The 24,717-nt window shown below is 63.9% G+C and carries 18 protein-coding genes and 1 tRNA gene; 8 read left to right on the top strand and 11 right to left on the bottom strand.

What is annotated here, in order from left to right:
* The coding region (locus tag RMQ73_RS09485) for a 5-oxoproline transporter, DUF979 family subunit (protein WP_310497947.1) at positions 1 to 752 on the top strand (752 nt) is incomplete at its 5' end.
* Positions 749 to 1,732 (top strand): DUF2891 domain-containing protein, encoded by a 984-nt coding sequence (locus tag RMQ73_RS09480; RefSeq protein ID WP_310497946.1) that lies wholly within the window; start codon positions 749 to 751, stop codon positions 1,730 to 1,732. The genes RMQ73_RS09485 and RMQ73_RS09480, both read left to right, overlap by 4 nt.
* 39 nt (positions 1,733 to 1,771) lie before the next feature.
* On the opposite strand, the gene RMQ73_RS09475 is transcribed toward RMQ73_RS09480, so the two are convergent.
* From RMQ73_RS09475 to RMQ73_RS09465, 3 genes are all read right to left on the bottom strand, one after another.
* Positions 1,772 to 3,544: a DEAD/DEAH box helicase gene (locus RMQ73_RS09475; RefSeq protein WP_310497945.1), complete on the bottom strand. Its 1,773-nt coding sequence runs from the start codon at positions 3,542 to 3,544 to the stop codon at positions 1,772 to 1,774.
* Between the two features lie 196 nt (positions 3,545 to 3,740).
* A complete protein-coding gene (locus tag RMQ73_RS09470) occupies positions 3,741 to 4,916 on the bottom strand; it encodes an acetyl-CoA C-acyltransferase (RefSeq protein ID WP_310497944.1) in 1,176 nt (391 codons plus the stop codon).
* Positions 4,917 to 4,975: 59 nt separating this feature from the next.
* A complete protein-coding gene (locus tag RMQ73_RS09465; RefSeq protein WP_310497943.1) occupies positions 4,976 to 5,440 on the bottom strand; it encodes a MaoC family dehydratase in 465 nt (154 codons plus the stop codon).
* A 207-nt stretch (positions 5,441 to 5,647) separates the two neighbouring features.
* Here RMQ73_RS09465 and RMQ73_RS09460 point away from each other — a divergent pair, with 207 nt between their 5' ends.
* Both RMQ73_RS09460 and RMQ73_RS09455 read left to right on the top strand, forming a co-directional pair.
* Positions 5,648 to 6,274 (top strand): PEPxxWA-CTERM sorting domain-containing protein, encoded by a 627-nt coding sequence (locus RMQ73_RS09460; RefSeq protein WP_310497942.1) that lies wholly within the window; start codon positions 5,648 to 5,650, stop codon positions 6,272 to 6,274.
* Between the two features lie 552 nt (positions 6,275 to 6,826).
* Positions 6,827 to 9,862 carry an L-glutamate gamma-semialdehyde dehydrogenase gene (locus RMQ73_RS09455; RefSeq protein WP_310497941.1) on the top strand — a complete coding sequence of 1,012 codons (3,036 nt, stop codon included), beginning with the start codon at positions 6,827 to 6,829 and terminating at the stop codon, positions 9,860 to 9,862.
* Between the two features lie 8 nt (positions 9,863 to 9,870).
* Here the strand turns inward: RMQ73_RS09455 and RMQ73_RS09450 are convergent, their stop codons facing one another.
* Positions 9,871 to 10,488, bottom strand: coding sequence for a PEPxxWA-CTERM sorting domain-containing protein (locus tag RMQ73_RS09450; protein ID WP_310497940.1), 618 nt, complete (start codon positions 10,486 to 10,488; stop codon positions 9,871 to 9,873).
* A gap of 343 nt (positions 10,489 to 10,831) precedes the next feature.
* Here RMQ73_RS09450 and katG point away from each other — a divergent pair, with 343 nt between their 5' ends.
* The gene (gene katG, locus RMQ73_RS09445) at positions 10,832 to 13,051 is read left to right on the top strand and encodes a catalase/peroxidase HPI (protein ID WP_310497939.1); all 2,220 of its coding nucleotides are present in this window, start codon (positions 10,832 to 10,834) and stop codon (positions 13,049 to 13,051) included.
* Positions 13,052 to 13,100: 49 nt separating this feature from the next.
* On the opposite strand, the gene RMQ73_RS09440 is transcribed toward katG, so the two are convergent.
* The 3 genes from RMQ73_RS09440 to RMQ73_RS09430 form a co-directional block, all read right to left on the bottom strand.
* Complete coding sequence (locus tag RMQ73_RS09440; RefSeq protein WP_310497938.1) at positions 13,101 to 13,916, bottom strand: methyltransferase domain-containing protein; 816 nt, start codon at positions 13,914 to 13,916, stop codon at positions 13,101 to 13,103.
* A gap of 111 nt (positions 13,917 to 14,027) precedes the next feature.
* Positions 14,028 to 14,930: a YncE family protein gene (locus RMQ73_RS09435; RefSeq protein ID WP_310497937.1), complete on the bottom strand. Its 903-nt coding sequence runs from the start codon at positions 14,928 to 14,930 to the stop codon at positions 14,028 to 14,030.
* Between the two features lie 76 nt (positions 14,931 to 15,006).
* Positions 15,007 to 15,936, bottom strand: a complete 930-nt coding sequence (locus RMQ73_RS09430) for a sterol desaturase family protein (protein WP_310497935.1) — start codon at positions 15,934 to 15,936, stop codon at positions 15,007 to 15,009.
* A 212-nt stretch (positions 15,937 to 16,148) separates the two neighbouring features.
* Here RMQ73_RS09430 and RMQ73_RS09425 point away from each other — a divergent pair, with 212 nt between their 5' ends.
* Entirely contained in the window at positions 16,149 to 17,087 is a 939-nt protein-coding gene (locus tag RMQ73_RS09425) for a PEPxxWA-CTERM sorting domain-containing protein (protein ID WP_310497934.1), read from the top strand.
* 133 nt (positions 17,088 to 17,220) lie between these two features.
* Here RMQ73_RS09425 and RMQ73_RS09420 read toward each other — a convergent pair.
* Both RMQ73_RS09420 and RMQ73_RS09415 read right to left on the bottom strand, forming a co-directional pair.
* A tRNA-Ser gene (locus tag RMQ73_RS09420) sits at positions 17,221 to 17,311 on the bottom strand.
* 169 nt (positions 17,312 to 17,480) lie between these two features.
* Complete coding sequence (locus RMQ73_RS09415; protein ID WP_310497933.1) at positions 17,481 to 19,661, bottom strand: flagellin; 2,181 nt, start codon at positions 19,659 to 19,661, stop codon at positions 17,481 to 17,483.
* A gap of 109 nt (positions 19,662 to 19,770) precedes the next feature.
* Here RMQ73_RS09415 and RMQ73_RS09410 point away from each other — a divergent pair, with 109 nt between their 5' ends.
* The gene (locus tag RMQ73_RS09410) at positions 19,771 to 20,439 is read left to right on the top strand and encodes an RluA family pseudouridine synthase (protein WP_310497932.1); all 669 of its coding nucleotides are present in this window, start codon (positions 19,771 to 19,773) and stop codon (positions 20,437 to 20,439) included.
* Between the two features lie 79 nt (positions 20,440 to 20,518).
* Positions 20,519 to 21,805, top strand: coding sequence for a M23 family metallopeptidase (locus RMQ73_RS09405; protein ID WP_310497931.1), 1,287 nt, complete (start codon positions 20,519 to 20,521; stop codon positions 21,803 to 21,805).
* Between the two features lie 9 nt (positions 21,806 to 21,814).
* On the opposite strand, the gene RMQ73_RS09400 is transcribed toward RMQ73_RS09405, so the two are convergent.
* Together RMQ73_RS09400 and RMQ73_RS09395 are read right to left on the bottom strand one after the other, a co-directional pair.
* Entirely contained in the window at positions 21,815 to 22,720 is a 906-nt protein-coding gene (locus RMQ73_RS09400) for a MurR/RpiR family transcriptional regulator (protein ID WP_310497930.1), read from the bottom strand.
* Positions 22,721 to 22,758: 38 nt separating this feature from the next.
* A complete protein-coding gene (locus tag RMQ73_RS09395; protein WP_310497929.1) occupies positions 22,759 to 24,663 on the bottom strand; it encodes a S9 family peptidase in 1,905 nt (634 codons plus the stop codon).
* Positions 24,664 to 24,717: the final 54 nt, after the last annotated feature.

The raw sequence follows: 24,717 nt of genomic DNA, 5'->3' as shown, positions 1-24,717 counted from the left end.
ATCCGGGGAAGGGTGGCAGCACGGACGGGGCCACCGCCGACCCGGCAGCAGAGGCACAAGGCGCGCGCCTCCACGGTAACCGGCTGTTCCTGCCGGCGTTGGTGGTGCCGGCCGTGGCGCTGGGCGGCACTTTTCTTTTTCCCGTTCTCAGCCTTGGTGGGGCTGCGATTGTCGATCCGAAACAGGTGACATTGGTGAGCCTGGGTCTTGGCGCCATCATCGCGGTCTTCGTGCTGATGCTATGGCTGCGTCCGCCGCTGTTGGCGCCGGTGCGCGAGGGGCAACGCCTTGCCGAGGCGGTGGGCTGGGCCATCGTCCTGCCCCAGATGCTGGCCAGCCTGGGCGCGGTGTTTGCCGCCGCCGGCGTTGGCAATATTGTCGGCGATATCGCCGCCATGGTGATCCCGGATGGTGCGCGGCTAGCCGCCGTGCTGGCCTTCACGCTGGGCATGGCCGGCTTCACCATGATCATGGGCAACGCCTTTGCGGCGTTTCCGGTGATGATGGCGGCGGTTGGCCTGCCGGTGCTGATCGGGCAGCTGGACGGCGATCCGGCGGTGATTGCAGCGGTCGGCATGCTGGCGGGCTTCTGCGGCACGCTGATGACTCCGATGGCAGCCAATTTCAACATCGTGCCGGCCGCGCTATTGGAGTTGAAGGACCGCAATGCCGTCATCAAGGCACAGGTGCCGACGGCACTGGCGTTGCTGGCATTCAACACCGCGATGATCTGGGGATTTGCCTTCCGATGACGCTCGATTCCGCCATGGCGGCGCATATGGCTGGCATCGCGCTCGGTCATGTCACGCGGCAATATCCGCACAAGCTCGACCACGTCATGGACGGGCCGGGCGATGTGCGTGGCCCGCGCGACCTGCACCCGATTTTTTTCGGCAGTTTCGACTGGCACAGCTGCGTGCATGGCTGGTGGCTGCTTATGCGGCTGCTGCGGCTGTTCCCGGATCATGCCCGCGCCGATGATACCCGCGCGCTGGCAGCAGCGTTGTTCACGCCCGAAAATGTCGCTGCGGAATGTGCCTATCTCGATACACCATCGTCGCGCGGGTTCGAACGGCCCTATGGCTGGGCCTGGCTGCTGGCCCTGCACGACGAGGTGGCCGAGGCACCGATGGGGGCGTTGCTGGCGCCAATGGCGACACGCTTCGCAGCGCGATTTCATGCGCATCTGCCGCAACTGACATATCCCATCCGCACCGGCGCGCATAGCAATACGGCGTTTGCGTTGGTTCTGGCAGATGATTGGGCGAGGCGGCACGACCCGGCACTGGCCGCGCTTATCACGGCGCGGGCGCTGGACTGGTTTTCGCGCGATGCCGATGCCAGCGCCTTCGAGCCGGACGGCGATGCCTTTTTGTCACCGATATTGTGCGAGGCGATGCTGATGGCGCGATTGCTGCCACCGGCGCAATATCGGGACTGGTTCGACCGGTTGCTGCCGCGCGCGGCGCAGAGCCTGCCCGCCAGCCTGTTCGTGCCGGCAAGCGTGTCGGACCGCAGCGACGGCAAGATCGCGCATCTTGACGGGCTCAACCTGTCGCGGGCCTGGTGCTGGCGCCACATCGCAGCGGCGCTTGGACCGGGCCACGGCGCGGCGGCGCTGATGGCCGATACCGCCGAGGCACATCTGTCAGCCGGGCTGCCGCACATCGCCGGCGATTATGCCGGCGAGCATTGGCTGGCGACCTTTGCGTTGCTGGCCCTGACGGCCTGAGCACCAACGGCCTCACCGCCGGCGCCGCGCCAAGGGGGTTCAGGCCGAGTGCAAACGGCCCTTGCGCGGCGGCGCAGCAGAGGACGGGCCGGATGAGTGACGCGGGCCAGACGATGGTCGCGAGGCGCCGGCGGCACCGCCGCGCACCGCTTCGATGCGGATGGAGTCTTCCGGAGAACGGCCCTTGCCTTCGGTGCGCTTGAGCGCGGCCTGGAAACGGTCGGCCATTTCCGGCGATATTTCGACCAAGGTTTCGGCCGGCATGATGCGGATCGTGCCAATATCGGGCTTGGTCACATGGCCACGGCGGCACAGCAGCGGCAGCAGCCAGCGCGGGTCGGCGTTGTGGCGGCGGCCGACATCCATGCGGAACCAAACGCCTTCGGGGCCATCGCGCGGTGCGTCGTGCGCCGAGCTGTGCTGGCCAGCACCATGCACGGGCGCGTTTGGCCGGTCACGCATCGGTGCGCGTTCGGCACGTTCGGCGCGCTGCGGCGGGCCGGCATCGACCATGTCCTCGACCTGCGGCTGGCGGGCGCGGTGGGCGCGCACCAGTGCAGCGGCGATTTCCTCAGGCGTATGCGCTTCCATCAGGCGGGCGCCCAATGCGCGGTCCTCGTCCTCCAGGCCGGCGATGCCTTCGGCAACCGTGGTGATCAGGCGTTCCTTGTCCTGCCCGGCAATGGCCGCAGCCGTTGGCACAGGCAGCCACTGCGAATTGATCTTGGCGCCTTGCAACATGCGGTCAACGCGGCGGCGCGCATTATAGGGCACGATCAGAACGGCGGTGCCCTTTTTGCCGGCACGCCCGGTGCGGCCCGAACGGTGCTGGAGGATTTCGGCATCGCGCGGCAGTTCGACATGCACGACAAGGCTGAGCGTCGGCAGATCGATGCCGCGCGCCGCCACATCGGTGGCCACGCACACGCGCGCCCGGCGATCGCGCAGGGCTTGCAGGGCATGGTTGCGTTCCGACTGGCTGTGTTCACCGGACAGGGCGACAGCATCAAAGCCGCGCTCGATAAGGCTGGCGTGCAGGCGGCGGACATTGTCGCGCGTGGCGCAGAACAGCATCGCCGTTGGCGCCTCGTGGAAACGCAGGATATTGACCACCGACGCTTCGATATCGGCCGGCGCAACGGTGACGCACTGATAGCTGATGTCGCCGTGGCCGCGATCTTCGCCAACGGTGCTGATTCGCAGCGCATTGGACTGGAAACGCTTGGCCAGCGCAACGATCGGCTTGGGGATAGTTGCCGAAAACATGAAGGTGCGGCGGGTGGTCGGCGTGGCATCGAGGATTTCTTCGAGATCCTCGCGAAAGCCCATGTCGAGCATTTCATCGGCTTCATCAAGGACGGCGACCGTCAGCGCGCCCAGCTGCAACGCGCCGCGTTCCAGATGATCGCGCAGGCGCCCCGGCGTGCCGACGACAATATGGCAGCCGGCGCCCAGCGCGCGGCGTTCCTTGGACGGGTCCATGCCGCCGACGCAGGTGACGATGCGGGCGCGGGCCGAGGCGTAGAGCCAGGCCAGTTCCTTGGCGACTTGCAGCGCCAGTTCGCGCGTTGGAGCGATGACCAGCGCCTGGGGCATGCCGGGGGTCGCGGCAAATTCGGCCTCGCCAAGCAGTTCGGGGGCCATGGCCAGCCCGAATGCGACGGTCTTGCCGGAACCCGTCTGGGCAGAAACCAGCAGGTCGCGCCCTTCGGCTTCGGGGGCGAGGACAGCAGCCTGGACAGGCGTGAGATCGGTGTAGCCGCGTTCGGCCAAGGCCCGCGCGAGCGGTCCGGAGAGTGTTTCAAAAGGCATTTGCAGCCCTGTGACAGATATTCGTGCGAAAGGCCAATGATGGTGTGAAGGGGGCTTTGGGCGGCGAGTCGTCGAACGGGCTTCGGTCAAGCTTCTGCCGCGGCAAAGCCGCAGCGCCGGCTTGCCCGAACCCGCCGGCCGGCCTTGCGGAGTCGGCGAATAGCGCCGTTGCGCTATTCACACGCCCGCTGGCGGCTCAGTAAACCTCGAACAAGCCTGCCGCGCCCATGCCGCCGCCGACGCACATCGTCACGACCACATATTTGGCACCCCGGCGCTTGCCTTCGATAAGGGCATGGCCGGTGCAGCGTGCGCCAGTCATGCCATAAGGATGGCCGATCGAGATGGCGCCGCCATTGACGTTGAGCAGTTCGGGATCGATGCCCAGCACATCGGCGCAGTGCAGGACCTGCACGGCAAACGCCTCGTTCAATTCCCAAAGGCCGATGTCGTTCATGGTCAGGCCATTGGCCTTGAGCAGCTTGGGCACGGCATAGATGGGACCGATGCCCATTTCATCCGGCTCAAGCCCGGCCACTGCCATGCCGCGATAAGCACCCAACGGGGTGAGCCCGCGCCGCGCTGCCTCGCCGGCTTCCATCAGCACGCTGGCCGAGGCACCATCCGAAAGCTGGCTGGCGTTGCCTGCGGTGATGACGCCGCCTTCCAGCACCGGCCTCAGGCCCTTGAGGCCTTCCAGTGTGGTTTCCGGGCGATTGCCTTCATCTTTGGACAGGGTAATTTCGTGGCGGGTGACTTCCTTGGTCTCCTTGTTGACCATGGCCATGCTGGCGGTCATCGGCACGATTTCATCATCGAACTTGCCGGCAGCCTGTGCAGCGGCGGTGCGCATCTGCGACTGGAAGCCATATTCGTCCTGACGGTCGCGGCTGATGCCATAGCGCTTGGCGACGATTTCGGCGGTCTGGAGCATCGGCATGTAAATGGCCGGGTGCATGGCAACGAGGGCGGGATCGCCTTCGACGCGCATCTTGTCGTTCTGCACCATCGAGATCGAATCGACGCCGGCACCGATGGTGACCTGCATGCCATCGACAATGATCTGCTTGGCCGCAGTGGCAATCGACATGACACCCGACGAGCACTGCCGGTCCATCGACTGGCCAGAAACCGTGACTGGCAGGCCAGCACGCAGCAACGCGGTGCGGGCGATGTTGCCGCCCTGCACGCCCTGTTGGAGCGCGGCACCCATCACGACATCATCGACTTCGGCACCTTCGATGCCGGCGCGCTTGACGGCATGGGCAATGGCATGGCCGGCCAGCGTCGGCGACGGCGTGGCGTTGAAGGCGCCGCGAAAGGCGCGGCCGATAGGCGTACGGGCGGTCGAGACAATTACAGCTTCACGCATGGTAAGGTCCTTTTTTGCAAAACGCCGTCTCCCGGTGCGGGAGAGGAAAAATCGATCAATCAGCCGACATATTGCAGCGTGATCCATTCCGCTGCCAGCGCCGGTTTGGTTTCGCCTTCGATTTCGACACTGACGCTGGTGGTGGTCTGCCAGGCGCCATCGGGGCGCTGCGTCACGTCGGCAATGGTGAAACGGCCGCGCACCTTGCTGCCGGACTTGACCGGCGCCATGAAGCGCACCTTGTTCAGCCCGTAATTGACGCCCATTCGGGTGCCTTTGATGCCCGGCATCGCCGAATAGGCCATCACCGAAAGCAGGCTGAGGCTGAGATAGCCGTGCGCAATGGTGGTGCCGAACGGCGTCTGTTTCGCCAGTTCCGGGTTCACATGGATGAACTGATGGTCGCCAGTGACTTCGGCAAAGGCGTCGATCTTGGCCTGGTCGACCAGAATCCAGTCGGAGACCCCGACCTCATGGCCCACCATGGCGCGATATTCGTCCAGTGTCAGTGACTTGCCGGCCATTTTTTCGTCCCCATGCCTGAATTTTGCAACGCGGGTCGAACCCTAGGCGTGCGCTGACGCTTGCGTCAACCGTTCGGGCCATCCGCATGCCTCATCGTTCACGAAAAATTAATTGATTGGTCATCTTGACTCTGTGGTGGAATAAAATGAATATCCGGTTACCAAATAATAAATTCTCGTCATTTGGCACTTTATCAGGAGGGTTTGATGAAGACTGTAGCGTTCATGATGGCTCTGGCGTTCGGGGCGACTGCCGCCAACGCGGTCGGCGTGGTTGGTGCGTTCGGCGCGCCGGATCCGGGCAAGTCTGCCAACCAGGATTATGTAGTGACATTCGATGCGCCCGATGCTGCGGGCTACAGCTGGACAGGCGGCCTCGGCACGAGCTGCGCCTCGCTGCCCGGCGTGGCGGCGGCACCAGCCGGTGACGCAACCTGCTTTGGATATGTGTCGAGCGATCTCACTCCCAATACGGCTACGTTGGATACACCGGACCTGCAGTCGATCAGCTTTTACTGGGGCTCCATCGATCTCTACAACACGGTGGAAGTGCTCGATCAGTTCGGCAATGTCCTGCTGACCGAAACGGGTGGCATGTTGCCGCCGTCCAACGGCGATCAGAGCCTGGGTTCGACCAATCGCCGCATCTTCTTCAGCGCCGGCGCTGGCGAGCGGATTTCCGGCCTGCGCTTTACCTCGACCGGTGTCGCCTATGAGTTCGACGATTTTGCAGCCAATGTGCCTGAACCGGCCAGTTGGGCCATGCTGATCGCCGGCTTTGGCCTGGTGGGCGCCACCGCGCGTCGCCGCCGGATGACCAGCGTCACAGCCTGACCACGACCAAGCCAGGGGCCTGCGCACCCGCGCGGCCCCGACCGAAAAGGCCTTTTGCGGCGAGCAGCCCAAAAGGCCTTTTTGCTGTCTTGATCGATTCGCAACCAGATGTGGCGCCTGATTCGCGCTCCATGGCGAAAATCGCATCCTGAATGAGTCGGCCAGCTTTACAGTCGCGAATGGGAAATCGCAGCAACCGATTGAATCTTCACGATTCACGATTCTGGCACGAATATTGCTTCTTTCTTAACACGCCACTTGGTGATAACCTTTGGGGCGATTGAATACACGAGCCTTTTGTCATCGATCGACAGGTTCTGTCGCGAAGATCCAAAGAGCTCGGTTGGGCAGGGTCGCGCCCAACCCAACGTGCTATCTGGCTCTGGGCGTGCAACCGGCGTTCCATGTCCACAGCCAGATGACTGGCCCTCCATCGTCCCGGCGGTGGAGGGCCTCTCACCTTCTGGCCCAGGGCCTGCACCCTTCCACACATGGGTATCACCGGCGCCGCGCGGTGGAATATCGGCGGCGACTGGCATATGGGCATTTGTCATGACTGATGCCCCCGCCCCCGCCCCCGTCTCGGACCTCGCCGCTGCCCGCACCCGACTGCAGCCGCTGCACCGCGCCGATGAAGCAAGGGTGCTGGCTGAATTGTTGCCCCAGGCCAGCCTGACGCCTGCGGCCCGCACGGCCGTGGTCGGCCGCGCGCTTGGCTTGCTTGCCGATTTGCGCGCGGCCCAGGGTGAAGGCTGGGTCAATCGCTTTCTCCAGCAGTATCGCCTTAATACAGCCGAGGGGGTCGCCCTGCTCAGCCTGGCCGAAGCGTTCCTGCGCGTCCCGGATTCAGAAACCGCGGATCTGCTCATTCGTGACAAGATCGGCACCGCCGACTGGGCGGCCCATGCCGGCGAATCCGATTCCGCGCTGGTCAATTCCGCCACCTGGGGGCTGGTCATCACCCGGGCATTGATGGGCGAACAGGAAAAGGCCAGCGTGCTGCGCCGGCTGGTGGCGCGCGCCGGCGAACCGTTCGTGCGGCAAGCCGTGGGCGGCGCCATGCGGATGATGGGCCAGGTGTTCGTCATGGGCCGCACAATCGACGAGGCGCTGGCAAGGGCCGGCGACAAGGACAACCGGGGTTTCACAGCCAGTTTCGACATGCTCGGCGAAGCGGCGCGCACACACGACGACGGCAAGCGCTATTTCGCCAGCTATCTGGCCGCCATCAGGGCCACGGGCGCCGGCTCGAAAGCCAATGCCATCACCGATCGCCATTCGGTGTCGGTCAAGCTGTCGGCGCTGCACCCGCGCTATGAAACCGCCAATGCCGGAGCCTGTGTTCCCGAACTGACCGACATGCTGCGCACCCTGGCCGAAGCGGCGCGTGATGCCGGTATCTGCCTGACAGTCGATGCCGAAGAATCCGAGCGGCTGGAGATGAGCCTCGACATCATCGGCGCCGTGGCGGCCCTGCCAGGCCTGAAGGACTGGGACGGGTTCGGCATGGCGGTGCAAGGCTATGGCAAGCGGGCGCGGGCCGTGATTGCCTGGGCCGATGCGCTGGGCGCCGCGACGGGCCGCAAAATGACGGTGCGGCTGGTCAAGGGCGCCTATTGGGACAGCGAGATCAAGCGCACGCAGGAACTGGGCCTGTCCGATTATCCGCTGTTCACCCGCAAGGCGGCGACCGATGTGTCCTATCTGGCCTGCGCGCGCGACATGCTGGCGGCGCAGCATCTTTATCCCGCTTTTGCCACGCACAATGCGCTGACCGTGGCGACCATCCTGGAATGGGCCACGGATATTTTGGGCAGCGAAAGCCGCGATTTCGAATTCCAGCGCCTGCACGGCATGGGCGAAGGCCTGTTCGAACGGCTGGTGCGCGAACAAGGCTATAAATGCCGGACCTATGCGCCCGTCGGTGGCCACCGCGACCTGCTGGCCTATCTGGTGCGGCGCCTGCTCGAAAACGGCGCCAATTCCAGCTTTGTACATCAGCTTGCCGATGCTGCCGTATCCGACGAATCGCTGCTGGCGGACCCGGCCGTGAGGATCAAAGCCGTTGGCGGCACGCCGCACCCGTCGATTCAACTGCCGGTGCGGCTATACGGCGACAGCCGCGATAACAGCGCCGGGATCGATCTCGCCGATGCCGGCATACTGGCCGGCGTTGCGGCGCGCATCGCCGCAACTGGGCTTGGCCCGGCGCCGGCACCGGCCGATGTCGGTGCGGCTGTGACAGCGGCGCACGGTGCGTTTGCCGGCTGGGCAGCGCAACCGGTGGCGGCCCGGGCTGCCCTGCTGGACAGGCTTGCCGATCTGCTGGAACGCGACCGCGAGCCGCTGATGGCGCTGCTGGTGCTCGAAGCGCGCAAGACCATTCCCGATGCGCTGGCCGAAGTGCGCGAAGCCGTGGATTTCTGCCGCTATTATGCCGCCGAGGCCCGCACTCGCATGGTCACCATGACCTTGCCCGGCCCTACTGGCGAGCGCAACGAGCTGCATCTGGCGCCGCGCGGCGTGCTTGCCGCCATCGCGCCATGGAATTTCCCGCTGGCGATTTTTCTGGGCCAGGCGGTGGCCGCGCTGGTCACCGGCAACACCGTGGTCGCCAAACCTGCACCGCAGACACCGCGCATTGCCGCCGCTGCGGTCGCGCTGGCGCATGAAGCCGGCATTCCCGCTGATGTGCTGCGGCTTGTCACTGGCGGCGGCGAAATCGGCGACGCGCTGGTCCGCGACCCGCGCATCATGGGCGTGGCGTTCACCGGATCGACGGCGACGGCGCGGCGCATCGCCCGGGCGTTGCTGGATGACGAAAACCGTCCGCTGGTGCCGCTGATTGCCGAAACCGGCGGCATCAACGCCATGATCGTCGATTCCACTGCGCTGACCGAACAGGTGGTCGCCGATATCATCACATCCGCCTTCCGGTCTGCCGGGCAGCGTTGTTCGGCGCTGCGGCTTCTGCTGGTGCAGGAGGATGTGGCGCAGCGCACGCTGGACATGCTGCGGGGCGCGATGGATTGCCTGGTCATTGGCGATCCGGCCGACCCGGCAACAGATGTCGGCCCGGTCATCGACACGGACGCCCATGGCCGGCTGGAAGCTTATCGGCTGTCCCAGAAGGCGCGCTGGCGGCACAGCCTGGCGGTGCCGGCCGGTGACTTTGTCGCGCCGACGGTCATTGCGCTCGATGCCATCGGCGATCTGCGGAACGAATGGTTCGGGCCGCTGCTGCATGTCGTGACCTGGAAGGCCGGCGAACTGGGCCAGACCATCGCGGCGGTGAACGCGCTGGGTTATGGCCTGACCATGGGCCTGCACAGCCGCATCGCCAGCGTCGCGGCCATGGTCGAGGCCAGCGCCCATGTCGGCAATCTTTATGTCAACCGATCGATGATCGGCGCGGTGGTCGGCAGCCAGCCCTTTGGCGGCGAGGGCCGCTCAGGCACCGGCTTCAAGGCCGGCGGACCGCATTACCTGCTGCGCTTTGTGCACGAACGCACGGTATCGACCGATACGACCAGCGCCGGCGGCAACGCCTCGCTGCTGAGCATCGAGGATGTTGCCGCCGTGCCGTGACGAAATGGTCAGGCAGCGACCTTGCGCACACGCCGGCGCTGCGCCGCGCCGACGAGGCCAAAGCCGGCAATCAGCATGGCCCAGGACGACGGCTCGGGAACTGCGACAACCCGCATGACCAAGTCATCATGATTGTCGTCGAAGTTGTTGATCTGGTCGTCAAATCCCAGATAAAGCACGTTCGTGTTATAGGTCGAACCCACATTACCGGGCAAGAAAATGCCGAAGTGATGCGAGCCGATCAGCGCGATATTCCCGTTGCCGCTGGTGGTGAACTGCCAGTCGGTGATGGCGCCAGCGCCGTAGTTCAGCGTGCCGAAAACGATGTTGGTCCACGCTTCATTGTTTTCGGTGAACGACAGCGGGCCTGACAGCGCGGTGAACGTGTCCCGAAAGCCGCTCTCGGCGCCCAGGAATTCAAAGCGCAGCTTGCGCGGCAGGTTGAGCGTAACCGATGCGCCGGCAGCGGTGTAGGCACTGAGGCCCTTGCTCGCCAGCTGCGACTGAAAGTCATTGTTGCCGGGAATGGCCTGAACCGGGCTTCCGACAGTGACCGTGAAGGATGAAGCTGCTGCTGCCGGAACGGCGGCACCCATCAAAAGGCAAGCGATAGCAACGGTGCGCATTGGTTCCTCCATGATAATGCCCGGAGGGCCCCGGGACACGTTCAGAGATGCAAAACTCGTGCCAATCTGAACAAAATACTAATATTTTATTAATTAATTGAATCGAAAGATTTATTGCTTCTCGGCCCGAAATGGGCTTGGCGTGCGCACCGCGAAAAAGGCGGGAAAAGTGTCGGCTGGCTTTACACATCCAAAAACCAAGCGCCCGTTTTCGGGCATCAGCAGGGCCGACCGCCCGGCACTTAATCAGTTTTCCGATTGCCCTGATGGAAGCGTTCGGTTTCTTCTCCCACAGACATCGGGGTATGATGCGGAACTAGAAAATGTTTCTTGGGAGGCCGCCATGCTCAGAACCACCGTTTCCGCCATCGCACTGTTGACGGCCACTTTGTCGCTCGCGCCGCTTGCCAGCCCGGCGGCGGCTGCCGATAGCAATGTTTCCGTCCAGTTCTGGTGGCCTGAACAACTGAATCTGGGGCCGCTGCGTCAGAACGGCGTCGAATCCAATCCGCTGGGCGGCAATTTCAATTATGCCGAAGCGTTCGCCAAACTCGACCTCAAGGCGGTCAAGGCCGACATTGCCGGCGTGCTGACCACGTCGCAGCCCTGGTGGCCATCGGATTATGGCAATTACGGACCGTTCTTCATCCGCATGGCGTGGCACAGCGCCGGGACCTATCGCACCGCCGATGGCCGGGGCGGCGCCGGCGGCGGCCAGCAGCGCTTCGAGCCGCTCAACAGCTGGCCGGACAACGCCAACCTCGACAAGGCGCGCCGGCTGTTGTGGCCGGTAAAGCAGAAGTACGGCCGGGCGCTGTCATGGGCCGATCTCATGGTGCTGGCCGGCAATGTCAGCCTTGAAAACATGGGCTTCAAGACGTTTGGCTTTGGCGGCGGCCGCACCGACGATTGGGAAGCCGACCTGGTCTATTGGGGCCCGGAAAAGAAGTTCCTCGCTGATGAACGCTACAGCGGCGAGCGCAAGCTGGCGAACCCGCTGGCCGCCGTGCAGATGGGCCTGATCTATGTGAACCCCGAAGGCCCGAACGGCGTGCCCGACCCGCTGGCTGCGGCGCGCGACATTCGCGAAACGTTCGGCCGCATGGCGATGAACGATGAAGAAACGCTGGCGCTGATCGCCGGCGGCCACACCTTTGGCAAGGCGCACGGCGCCGCCAAGCCGGAAGGCTGTGTCGGCAAGGAGCCGGCCGCCGGCCCGGTCGAAGCGCAAGGCATGGGCTGGACCAACACATGCGGCAAGGGCAATGGCGCCGACACCATCACCAGTGGGCTGGAAGGCGCCTGGACATCGAGCCCGGCGGCCTTCACCACGCAGTATCTGGAAAATCTGTTCCGGTTCGAATGGGTGCAGACGCGCAGCCCGGCGGGTGCCATCCAGTGGGAACCCAAGAACGCCAAGGACGCGCAGTTCGTGCCCGACGCGCATATTCCGGACAAATTCCACGCGCCGATGATGTTCACCACCGATCTCGCGCTCAAGATGGACCCGGCGTACCGCAAGATCGCCATGCGGTTCATGAAGGACCCCAAGCAGTTCGAGCTGGCCTTTGCCAAGGCGTGGTTCAAGCTGACACACCGCGACATGGGTCCGCGCGCCCGGTATATCGGCACCGACGTGCCGGCCGAAGCGCTGATCTGGCAGGATCCGCTGCCCGCAGTCAGCCACCCGCTCGTCACAGACAATGACGTGGCCTATCTCAAGACCAAGGTGCTGAACACCGGGCTGACCGTGCCGGAACTGGTGCGCACCGCCTGGGCCTCGGCTTCTTCGTTCCGCAGCACCGACATGCGCGGCGGCGCCAATGGTGCGCGCATCCGGCTGGCACCGATGAAGGACTGGAGCGCCAACAATCCGGCGGAACTGGCCAAGGTGCTGAAGGCGCTGGGCGCTGTGCAGGCCGAATTCAACAGCACATCGATGGGCGGCCGGAAAATTTCGATGGCCGATCTCATCGTGCTCGCGGGCGGCACGGCCATCGAACAGGCCGCCAAGGCTGCGGGTGGCAGCGTCACGGTGCCGTTCACACCTGGCCGCGCCGATGCCACACAGGCCCAGACCGATGTCGCCAGCTTTGCAGCGCTGGAGCCGACGGCAGATGGTTTCCGCAACTATTATGCCAAGGACAATCGCCTGTCCCCGGCAGAAGCATTGATCGACCGCGCCAACCTGCTGAGCCTGAGCGTGCCGGAAATGACCGCGCTGGTCGGCGGGCTGCGCGCGCTGGACGCCAATGTCGGCGGCGGCGCGCACGGCGTCTTCACGGCGCGGCCGGGCACGCTGAGCAACGACTATTTCGTCAACCTGCTCAGCATGGACACCAAGTGGCAGAAGTCGGGCGTCGAAGGCATTTACGACGGCGTTGACCGCGCGACGGGCACGAAGAAGTGGACGGCAACCCCCGTCGATCTCGTGTTCGGCTCGCATTCGGAACTGCGCGCAGTAGCCGAAGTCTATGCCGCCAATGACGGGGGCGACAAATTCGTCGCCGATTTCATTGCCGCATGGAACAAGGTGATGACGCTGGACCGCTTCGGCAAGTAACGGTTGCGGGCGTGTCCGGGGCTGCGGCACCGGACACGCCCGAGCTTGCTCAGTCGGTGTGTACGACCACCTTCAGGAAGGTCGCGGGGATGACAGTCCGATCGGGCCCGCCCTGGTTTTGTGCCGCGAACAGCGCCGCCAGCTCTGCTTGAAGCTCCTCTTCGCGGCCATTGGCCTGCGCGGCGGCAAAGGCGTTCATGGTCGGGCCGTAGAACATGCGAAACCGGTCGAGCAATTCGGACGGCGGGCCGGCATGGCGGAACACATAGGTTTCGGGCGTGCAACTGATCCGGTCGGGCGCGATGCCGGCGCCGCCGAAACGTTCGTGGACATTGCCTTCGATTCCCCATGTCACCGGGCTGATGAAGCCTTCGGGCGGCGGCGGTGTATATGCGGCACTTATCTTGAGGATCTGCGCCACGAGCGTGGGATCGCCGGGAATCCAGTTGCCCATGACAATCCTGCCGCCGGGCCGGGTCACGCGCACCATCTCGCGCGCGACATCCATGGGACGGGGCGCAAACATCGCACCAAAGACGCTCAGGACCAGATCGAAGCTGTCGTCTGCAATGTCGGCAAGACCCGAGGCATCGCCTTCCTGAAAGCGCAGGTTTGCCATGCCGGCTGCCGCAGCCCGCGCATTTCCGGCCGCCACCAGATTGCTGGCAATATCGACCCCCAGGACATTGGCGCCCAGCGCGGCCGCCGGTATCGCCGTGGTGCCGTCGCCGCAGCCAAGATCCAGCACATCAATGCCCGCTGCGATGCCGAGGCCTTCGACCAGTTGCTGCCCGCTTTCACGCATCGTCACCGCGATCTGCGTGAAATCACCCTTTTCCCAAAGTGCCTTGTTCTGGTTGTTCATGACCCCCCCCGGATTGCCTGCAGGATACATACAATCGCAACCACGTAGTATGCCGAAGATGCAGCTTTGGCCCTTGCTTTGCAAACGGCTGCTGCCCGCAGATACGCTGCGTCACTTTCCAATATGTGCCGGATCGTTCCACCACGAGATTGTGTGCAGGTCGTGCGCCGTGGTCCAGATGCCGGCAGGCGTGTAGCGTAGGGCGCCGCTGCCCGATGCCTTGCCGACCCGCAGGAGGATTGCGAGAGAGGCAGCATCAATCACCACAAACGTCTGGCCTATCGTGGTCCGCAGCCATATCTTGCCGCCGCCGGTGTCGATGTCACCATATTCGAGCGTTTCGTCGACCTTGACGCGGCCAGACACATCTCCGGTCACCGGATCGATCCGGGCCAGCGTGCCGTCGCCCTGTTCCTGCACCCAGACACCGCCTTCGCCGGCCGCAAGAAAGCCGGGCTGACGGCCAAGCCGGGTCCGCCCTGCAACGCGGTTGGTGCGCGGGTCGATTTTTTGCAGGGTTTGCCGGGCGGCGCTGACTGCCCAGAGGTGTCCATAGCCGAATGCGAGAAAATGCGTGCCGGGATCGACTTCGATCGATGCCGTCATGCGGTTGCTGGCCGGGTCGATGCGTGCGACCGTGCCCTTGTCATCGCTGGCCATCCAGACTGATCCGGCCCCGGCAACGACGTTGAGTTCGCCGTCGGGGTTGGCGACTCCGCTGGGAATTGTCGCTGATATTCTGGCCGTGACGAGATCAATGCGATTGAGTGTCCGATTGCTGCAATCGGCGACCCACAATGACCCTGCGGCAATGGCCATGGCGCCGCACGGGTTCGACATGGCTGTTTCCGCGAGTTTTCCCTGTGCCGACCAGCGCTCGACGCGGCCCTTGTTGGTGACCCAGATGCTGTCGCCGTCAACTGCTATGAAATCGGCATAGCCTGGCACGTGCAGCACGTGCTCGACTGGCGCAGCGCCTTGTGCTGCACCAGCGGTCCCCAATCCCAGCAGCATGAACGCCAAGCGTCTTTTCAACGTCGCCTCCCCCGGACATGCGCGGCGCCAGTATCTCCGTTCCCGTCCGCTGCCGTCACAATCCGGATGAAGCGGCGCGTTTTGCCTTGAACTTCGCAACAAGGGGCCGGAACGGAAACATGAACTGTTCGCCGATCGACAGGCGCTTGCGTTCATCCTGGCCGACAATGGCCGATTCACCTTCTCGATAGGTGCCAAAGATGCGGTCGAACAGGATCAGCGCATTACCATAGTTCCAGCGCGTGTCTTCATAACTCAGCGCCGTATGATGCAGGCTGTGGTGCCTGATCGTCGTGAAAAAATACCCATACCAGATCGGCGGGTCCGACCGCACATTGGCGTGCGCAAACGCCACCACGACAGTCATGACATTGAAAGCGGCGAACAACGCAGTCTGCGGGAAATCGAACAGAGCCAATATGCTCAAGTTGATCAGGAACATCTCGATCGGGTTGCCGACCGCGCCTTTCATGGCATTCAACTGGGTTACATGATGGTGCGGCGCATGCGTCGACCAAAGCAACGCATTGTTGTGCATCAGCCGGTGCATCCAATATTGGCCGAATTCGAACAGCACCAGCACTGCGCCAACCTGAATCAGGAACGGCCAGTCCTTGATGCCCGGCGTGGCGATACCCAAAGCGTCCTTTGCAGCCCGCACCGGATCGTCGGCAAACGTCGCCGCCGCCCACGAAATTGCCGTCGCGCTGAGACCGACGTAGAACATGTCAGTCAGCAATTCGCGCCAGTTGATGCGCCAGCCCGGGTGACGTTCTGCAACCAGTTCCAGCGCCTGAATCAACGCCATTGTCACCCATGCCGCGACCGTTATCGACCATGACGGTTTTGTCCAGGTTGCAGGCGCATAGGCCCAAAAGGTCAGGACAGACGCAACCATGGCTGGCGGCAGCAGATCCAACAGCGTCTTTTTCATATCGGCCAACCCCGACCGCGTAACCGCAGCAATCGAAGTTAACACTTTCATCGTGAATTGCCAGAGCCTTGATTCATGCAACTACTCTGCCTTTTCAAACGGGCCTGCATGATGTTTTCATGGCCGAGAATGCCACTGAGGTGGGTGCGGCAAACCCGGCGCGCTTCAAAACCGGCAGCAGCGCAGTTACGTAAGAACCCCGATTGGTGCGCCGGATTGTTGCGGATAAGATGCGGTCGTGGATATTGGCAAAGGCATGCATCATGCAGGCATATGTGGCCCCGACCTTCGCGCTGACCCTGGCAATGGCCGTCACCGGTACCCCGGTACTTGCCGGTGTCACGATCAGCAACGGCACCTATAGCGTCGGGATCGGCCAGAATGGCGAATTATGGGATCCATCGACCGGTATCGGCTTTGTCCGGTTGTCGGATGGCTTTGACCCAATGGCACCGGGTACACCGCGTGATTCATGGGGAGTCTCGCTCGGGACCGATGGCGGACCATGGGCCGATCAAACCTACTTCGGGTCGATCGTCACCACCACCCTCAGCCAGACAAGCGCCGCCTCGGCAACCGCCTACACCAATGTCGGGTATCTGTCGTTTGCGGTCGAGCAACACTACAGTTTCGTCGCACCGAACATCCTCAAGATCAGCGAAGTCATTCATAACGGTCAGTATCGGAGCTTTTTCTGGTTCCAGCGCAACTGGGATGTCGATGTCACCCCGACGGAATTCGCCGAAAACAGCTTCGCGGCGGGCAGGACAGCGCCCGGCATCCTGGATGCGACCTATTACGGCTTTGAACACCCCGATGCGTCGATACCGTACACTCGGAGTTGCCTGAGCTTTTGCAACGTGACCGGCAATGTTGGCGGCGGCATCAAGGTCGATTTCTTCGGCAGGATTATCCCGGCTTTCGGAACGGCGCGCGTCGATTATTACTATGGCATCAGCCAGCCGGGCCAGAGCAGCAGCGATTTGATCCGCCAGGCCTTGGGCGTCGGTGCCCAATTCCTGATGGTCACCCAGAGCGCTGAAAACGGGGCGTGGCCCTATAGTGGGCGCAACTCGGCATTCATCGGCGTCGACACCAATGTGCCCGAGCCGGCAAGCTGGGCAATGATGATTGCCGGCTTCGGCCTTGTCGGCGCCGCAAAGCGCAGGCGGCGCATGACGGTGAAGGAATTCAAAGGCTAAGGCTTGATGAGAAATGGGGAACTGGCTGACTGCAAGGGATCCAGTTCGAACCCGACGGGTTCTCAAGCCCGAACGGGCGCCGCGGCCAGTGCCGCGCCCTCGCTGAGAGCTTCGCTCGTAAGCGCAAAAAATGTGGCGGAGCGGGAGGGATTCGAACCCTCGATGAGCTTTTGACCCATACACACTTTCCAGGCGTGCGCCTTCGACCACTCGGCCACCGCTCCGCAGCGGGAAGCGGGGGCGATAGCAGTGCCGCCGGGCGGCGTAAACAGGAACGCGCAAAAAAGACCACAAATGGTTGAAGGGGCGGCGCCATTGCTGGCACCGCCCCTTCTCCCTCGCCGGCTCGGGGAGCCGGTGGGCCCGGCCCTCCCGGACGGAACCGCGGGTGGCTTACTGCAACAGCTGCGTGACCTGCTGCTGCGACTGGTTGGCCCGTGCCAGCATCGCCTGCGCCGCCTGGCCCAGCACCTGCGATTTGGCGAGATTGGTCGATTCCGCCGCGAAATCCGTGTCCTGGATGCGGCTGCGCGACGCAATCAGGTTGGTCGAGTTCGACGACAGGTTGTTGACCGAGGCTTCGAGCCGGTTCTGCACGGCACCGATGTTGGCGCGGTCGAGGTTGACCGAGTTCAATGCCTCGTCGATGGCGTCCATCGCAGCCGTGGCACCTTCGACGGTCGAGACATCGACCTCGGAGATGCGCAGGCCACCCTTGTCGGTGCCATAGCTGTTTTCTTCAAAGCCGAGCGCCGTGAAGTTGGACGTGGAGCCAAACGCCAGGCTGCCGGCCTTGACGTCGATGGCCTTGGCCGATTCCAGCCGCACTGTGGCATAGGCGGTTTCCGCCGTTGCGACCGAGGTGGGATCGGTGGCACCGACCACTGCATAAGCAGTGTTCGTGCCTTTGATGGTCGCGCCGCCAAGACCCATGTTGGCCGCCGCCGCTTCGTCGCTATCGACCACAATAGTGATGTTGCGGCCATCGGCAGCAGTGAGGTCAAGTCCGCCACGGCCGTTGTCGGCAGCGGTCACGCCGGTCAGGCCAGTGAATTTGTTGATTTCCTTTGCAACATTCTCGCGGGTTGCCTGGGCGCTGTCGGCAGCGTTCAGATTGACGTCGATCAGCGTGCCATTGATTCCCAGCGTGGCCGCTGCCGATGTGGCGATGACCGTGGTCGTGGTGCTGCTGATGGTCTGGCTGTTGGCGGTGGCCGTCACGCCGGTTTCCGCCGACGATGCGTTGATGGCGTTGGCGATGGCAATGGCGCTGCCCGCCTTGGCGGACGAGGCATAAGCCGATGACGAGAACGTGTCGTCGGTTGCCGATGCGGCACGGATGGCGACGCCGTTGATCGACAAGTCACCGCTGTTGAGCGTCAGCGCGGTGGCGGCGCTGCTTGCCACGCCGCGGGCGTCGGAGGACACGGCCGACACACCGCGATCGAAGCTGCCTTGGGCCAGACCGGCCCGGCTGATGCGGCCGGACGAGGTGGAGCCGATTTCGATCGGCTGGCCATTCTCGCTGACCAGGCTCAGGCTGCCGCTTTGTGCGCCGACTTTCACGCCGGTCTGCGCCGCGGTCAGGGTGCCTAGCGAGACGGTGATGTTGCGGCCGTCGCCGGCTTCGAGGCGGATGCCGCCATTGGCGTCGCCGGTGTCGACGGCGCGGACGCCGGTCTGGCCGGAAATGGCGTTGATGGCATCGCGGACCAGCGTGCGGCTCTGGGCGGCATTGGCTGTGGTCGCGACCGATTCCGTGGTGATGCCGTTGATGGTGATGGTGCCAGCGTTGGCACCAGCCGTCATGGCCGTGCCGGTCATCACGGTCTTGCCGACAACGGCGCGCACGCCGGTTTCTGCCGAGGCGCGGTTGATGGCAGCGGCCTTGGCCAACGAGGAAGCAGCCTTGTTGTCGGCAGAGACATTGTCGTCATCGCCCACGCTGCCGCCGATGCTGACGCCGTTGATGGTCAGGTCGCCGGCCAGCAGCGTCTGGTTGGCGGACAGGTTCGCGGCCGTGGCTTCGAAGGCGCCCGACGCCGTCAGCGCCGGCGAGCTGCCGAGACCGAGATCGCGGGCGCGGGTCGAACCGATGGAGAAGCTGACGGTTTCGCCGGCGCGGCTGCCGGTCTGGAGCTTGACGCCCTTTGCCGAGCCGTCGAGCAGCTTGAGCCCGTTGAAGTTGGTTCGGCCGCCGACATTGTCGATTTCGCCGGTCAGTTGCTTCACTTCGGCCTGAAGTGCCTTGCGGTCGGTGTTGGTAATGGTACCGTTGGCAGCCTGCACGGACAGTTCGCGCATGCGCTGCAACATGTTGGTCACTTCGCCCATGGCGCTTTCGGCCGTCTGGGCCATCGAAATACCGTCGTTGGCGTTGCGCATGGCAACCGCAAGGCCGCGGACATCGGATGTCATGCGCTGTGAGATCGCAAGGCCGGCAGCATCGTCCTTGGCAGAATTGATGCGCTGGCCGGTGGACAGGCGCTGCATTGCCATCGAAAGGCTGTTGTTGGCAGTCCGCTGCGCGCCTTGGGCGGTCAGTGCGTTGATATTGGTGTTGATCACGGTCATGGATGTTCTCCCGCAGTCCGCACCTGCGTTTTGCAGGAGCGCTGTGGTGGGAAACGGCCATGGCGCAGGATGATTAACTGTCTTTGTGATTGACAGGCGAAAAAGTCAGATGAGCGATCCCTTCCCATTTCCGGTCCTGTATCGCGATGCCGATGTGGCGGTGATTGCCAAGCCGGCTGGCCTTGCCGTCCATCCAGGGCCGCGCACGCCGGACAGCCTCGAGGATTTCCTGCCTTCGCTGGCCCCCGGTCGCCGGTTGCCGGTGATGGCGCACCGGCTGGACCGCGACACATCGGGCTGCCTTGCCATCGGCCTGTCACCGCGCGGCGTGCGGCAATTGTCGGCGCTGTTTGCCGGCAGCATGGTGCAGAAATTGTATTGGGCGCAGCTCACTGCTATGCCCGCGCAGGACGAGGGCAGGATCGAGGCGCCGCTGATCAAGATATCGAGCCGGGAACAGGGCTGGCGGATGATCGTGGACCCTGCCGGCAAACGCGCCGTGACCCATTGGCAGGTGCTGGAACGCGCATCGGGCCTGGTGGCGTTTCGCCCCGAAACCGGGCGCACCCACCAGATCCGAGTCCATGCCGCCCATATCGGCTGCCCGATTATCGGCGATCCGGTCTATGGCGATGGCGCGAAAGGATCGGTGGGCGCGATGATGCTGCACGCGCGACGGCTGGTCCTCCCCATCGATCCTGATGCGCCGATTGTCGCCGAAGCGCCGCTGCCGGCGGGCTGGGCGCTGCCGACGGACTGGCCCGTGCTGGACCATTAGGGAGGGACCATCCGGCCCGGTGGACAGGGCCGCAACCCGGCGCGCATCATCCATGCAATTGCATTGCAGGGGAACACGGATGCGCCGAATCTTGCTTTTGGGAGCGGCCGCCATGGTCGCCGTGGCCGCACCGGCGGCGCTTTGGGCCACAGGCTATTCCGCAGTCTGGCGGGCCGGCAGCGGCGCGCAATGGTGGCGCGCCGGCATGACGGTCGATGAATTGAAGGCAGCCGACACCACGCATTTCGGCAACGGCCTCAGGCTCACTTCGCTGTCCATGCGCGGCGGGCGCTATACCGCCCTTTGGCAGCCGGGCAGTGGCACGCAATGGTGGCAGGGCGGCAAGAGCATATCCGAGATCGATGCCAAGGACACCGTGCATTTCAAGAACGGCCTGCGCCTGAAATCGCTGAAGCGCGACGGCAATGTCATGGCGGCGGTGTGGCGCCCGGGCAGCGGCGCACAATGGTGGAAGACCGGCATGACCGGCGACGAATTCAAGGCCAAGGATGCTGTCCATTTCAAGAACGGCCTGCGGATCACGGCGCTTGATTATGACAATGGCCGGCTGACCGCCGTTTGGCGGCCAGGCAGCGGCGCGCAATGGGTGAAATGGAACATGACCGGCGCAGCGTTCGATGCGCAGGACAAGACCTATTTTGCGCAAGGGCTTTACCTGACCGCCATGGCCGTGGACGGCGACAAGTACGCGGCAGTGTGGCGGCCCGGCACCGGCTCGCAATGGTACAGCCGTCGCCGCTGCACCACCGATCTGGTTACCGAGGATCTGGATGCATTCGGCCGGGGCTTGCGCCTGGCCTTTGTCGAGCCGCAGGAAGAATCGCGCGGTATGTTCCGTTACCCATGGGCTGGCGGCGTTTCGATGGGTGTCGGCCAGGGCAACAACAATCCCGGCGGGTCACACAATGGCAGCCAGGCCTTTGCCTTTGATTTCTCGCTACCGGCCGGTACCACCATAAGGGCTGCGCGCGGCGGCACGGTCGAATGGCTGCAAGAGGGCCAATCGGCAACCTTCAATCCCAATGCTCCGACCGGCCCGGGCAACCAGCCGTTTGCAGGCGGCAGCCTGCAGAATTGGGGCAATGCCGTGCGAATCCGGCACCGGGGCGGGCTGACCAGCTGGTATTTCCATATCCAGCAAAACGGCGTGCTGGTGAATGTCGGCGACACCGTGACCACGGGCCAGGCCATTGCGACATCGGGCGGCACCGGGCGATCATCAGGGCCGCATCTGCATTTCCAGGTGCAGGCGAACAGCGCCGACTGGGGCCAGTCAGTGCCGATCACCTTTGCGAGCTGCAACGTGCCAACGGGCGGCGACACTGTGACATCGGATAACAACTGATCGGCGACCTCAGCGGGCGCGGCCCTGAAAGCCGATGAATTCGGCATAGTGCCCGGTCAGCCGCGCCAGCCGGGCGTGGACGGTCTGTGCCCCGATCACCCCGACCACGCCGTCCACGGCGAGGTTGAGCAGCGATGCCAGCGCCGTGTTCATGTCCCAGAAGTGCCCGAGCGCCACTTCGGCGGTCAGCACATGCGGGGTCAGGTCGCGCGCCCATGGGCAATAGGGGTCGGTGATGACCACCAGCGGCACGCCAGCGGCGGCGATTTTTTCGGCGATAAGCCGAAAATGCCGGGAATAGCGGCGCACATCGATGAGCACGGCGACATCATCGGCGGTCATCGCCAACAGTGTCTCGAACAGGCCGGAATCTGTCTCGATCGTCACCACGCCGGGCCGGACATAGGCCAGATGCCGGGCAAAGCCGGCAGCCAGCCCAGCCTCGGTCTGGAAGCCGGCGACATGCACATGGGCAGCGCGCGCCAGCAACGCCACGATGGCGGCCCAGTCCGGCGTTTCGGCAAGACGGTAGACACCGGCAATGGCAGCGGTTTCGGCGCGCAGTCGCGCATCGGGTCCGGATGCCGCATCGGGACCGGATGCCGCATCGGGGCCAATTCCCGCTTCGGCGAGCAGCCAGGGTGCGCCGTCACCGGCGCCGCCGCTGCGCAGGTCATCCTTGAGCGCGGCGAGATTGGCATAGCCCAGCTTGGGCATCAGCCGCGCCACCGTCATTGCCGAAACGCCGACACGTGCGCCGATGCTGGCGGCGGTTTCAAACGGCAGCTGCGACAGGTTTTCCCTGAACCAGCCGGCAATCATGCGTTCCGAAACAGTCAGTCCTTGCGGCGGCGGCGACAGCCGCTCGAAAAGCGGACTGGCGGCAAGCGATGGGGAGTTAATCGGGCGCGGCATGTGCACTGGCTAACATGCAGGCTGCCATGTGAGAAGCCTCACTTCGCCGGCATCGCCTCGGCCAGCCATCGCGCGCTTTTGGTCAGCATGTCGGTGCGGGCGGCACTGTCGTTCAACTGGTGCTCCAGCCCCGGATACACCACCAATTGATGCCGCTTGCCCGCCTTTGCCAACGCCGCATCCATGGCGCGTGCCTGCGCGATATCGACATTCAGGTCGATGCTGCCATGGAACATCAGGACCGGCACGTTGATCTTGTCGGCATGGCGGGTGGGTGAGCCGGCTTGGATGTGCGGGCCATCGCCAACAGCCGCCGCCACCTGCTTGTAGTTGGTAAAATTCAGGAACTGCTGTTTCCACATTGCAAAATCGGTCAGCGGCGCGATGGCGACGGCGGCCTTGTACAGCCCCTGCTCCACCACATTGGCCTGCAGCGCGGCATAGCCGCCATAGCTCCAGCCGACGATAGCCAGCCGCGCCGGATCGGCACCCTGCCCGAGCAGCCAGCGCCCGGCGTCGTTGACATCACCGATCGCCGTCGCCCAGCTTTTGAAGCCATTGTCGAGGTACCAGCTGTCGCCATAGCCGGTCGAACCGCGAAAATTCGGCTGGATGACAGCATAGCCGAGCGCTGCAAAATACTGGCTGAGCCAGTCGAAACCGAGCGCGTCACGCGCCCATGGCCCGCCGTGCGGCATGACAATGGCCGGCAGGCCCTTCATGTCCGTGCGGCCCGGCGGCAGGGTCAGATAGGCCGGCACAGCGGCGCCGTCGCGCGCCTTGTAAGTGATGGCGCTCTGCTGGCCAAGCAGCACTCCATCAAGTTCCGGCCGGACCGGCAGCAGCGCCGCCAGTTGCCGCGCCTTGGTATCATACAAGTAATAGCGGCCCGGGTCGGACTGGCCGCCGGCAAGGATCAGATTCTTCGTGCCATCGCCATTTTCGTCAAAGACGATGACGGGAGGTTTGCCAGGCAGCGCAGCAGACAGCGCGCGCGTGCGTTTTTCCAGCACGGGGTCGAAGAACGCATACTGCCGGGCATCGTCGGTATAGGTCACCGCCACCGGCCGCCGCCATTTTCCGATGCGCAACAGGCCATCCACATCCACGCGGGGATGCGCGTACAGCATTTCGCCAGCACCGCCTGCCGCAGGTTCGCGGTAAAGCGCCATGCGCCCATCCTTGGGCCGCAGGGCAAGGTAGGCGTCACGGTCCGAGTCGAACCCCCTGAAAGCGAAATCCGTGCCGGCGTCATCATCGGTGACGGCGATCTGGCGCCAATCCTTGCCATCGCGCACACGGACATAATGTTCGGATTTGGAGGACATGTAGCCGGCGGCGTTTGTGCTGCGCAGTACCTTGTAGCGAACCTGCCCGCGATCATCGGTATCCCAGCCGGTGACGCCGCGCGCGGGGCTTTCGACCATGGTCATGCGACCGGTCGCCAGTTCGACCTTCTGCACGGACACACCGGACCGGCCGGACTGCACGATGGAACCGATGTCGGATTTTTCGGCGACATTGACCTGCATCAATATGTGATCGGGATCATCCGGCAACCAATCGACCAGACTGGCGCCGCTCTGGTCCACGCTCACGGTGCGGTCGGTTACGCGTTCGCCAAGCTCGATCCGCGACTTGCCGTCGGCCGAAACCGAAAAGGCGCGGCCAAACGTGAGTCGCGTACCTGCCGACATCGAGATGAAGGTGACATTGCAGATCAGCCGCTCGTCGGTCTTGAAACTGCATCCACCGGGGATGACGTCGGGCTGGTTCGAACTCAGGATAACGGCACTGTTGCTGCCCTCGATATCCGCAACGCGGACCGCAACGCCGGCGGTGCCGAGCGGCGTCTGATAGACAATGCGGTTACCGCTGGGCGACAGCCGCATGTCCGTGGTGCCTTCACGCGCGCCGAATTTGGCCGCGAGCCGGTCTATCACGTCCGCTCGCGCGCAAGTTGCAGCCAGCAACGCGATAGTCGCAATCCAGTGAAT

Origin of the sequence: Sandarakinorhabdus sp. (genome assembly GCF_031430775.1) — a bacterium.
Lineage (GTDB): Bacteria > Pseudomonadota > Alphaproteobacteria > Sphingomonadales > Sphingomonadaceae > Sandarakinorhabdus.
Note: the sequence above shows the minus strand (reverse complement) of the source record. Positions and strands in the feature narration are given on the sequence as shown.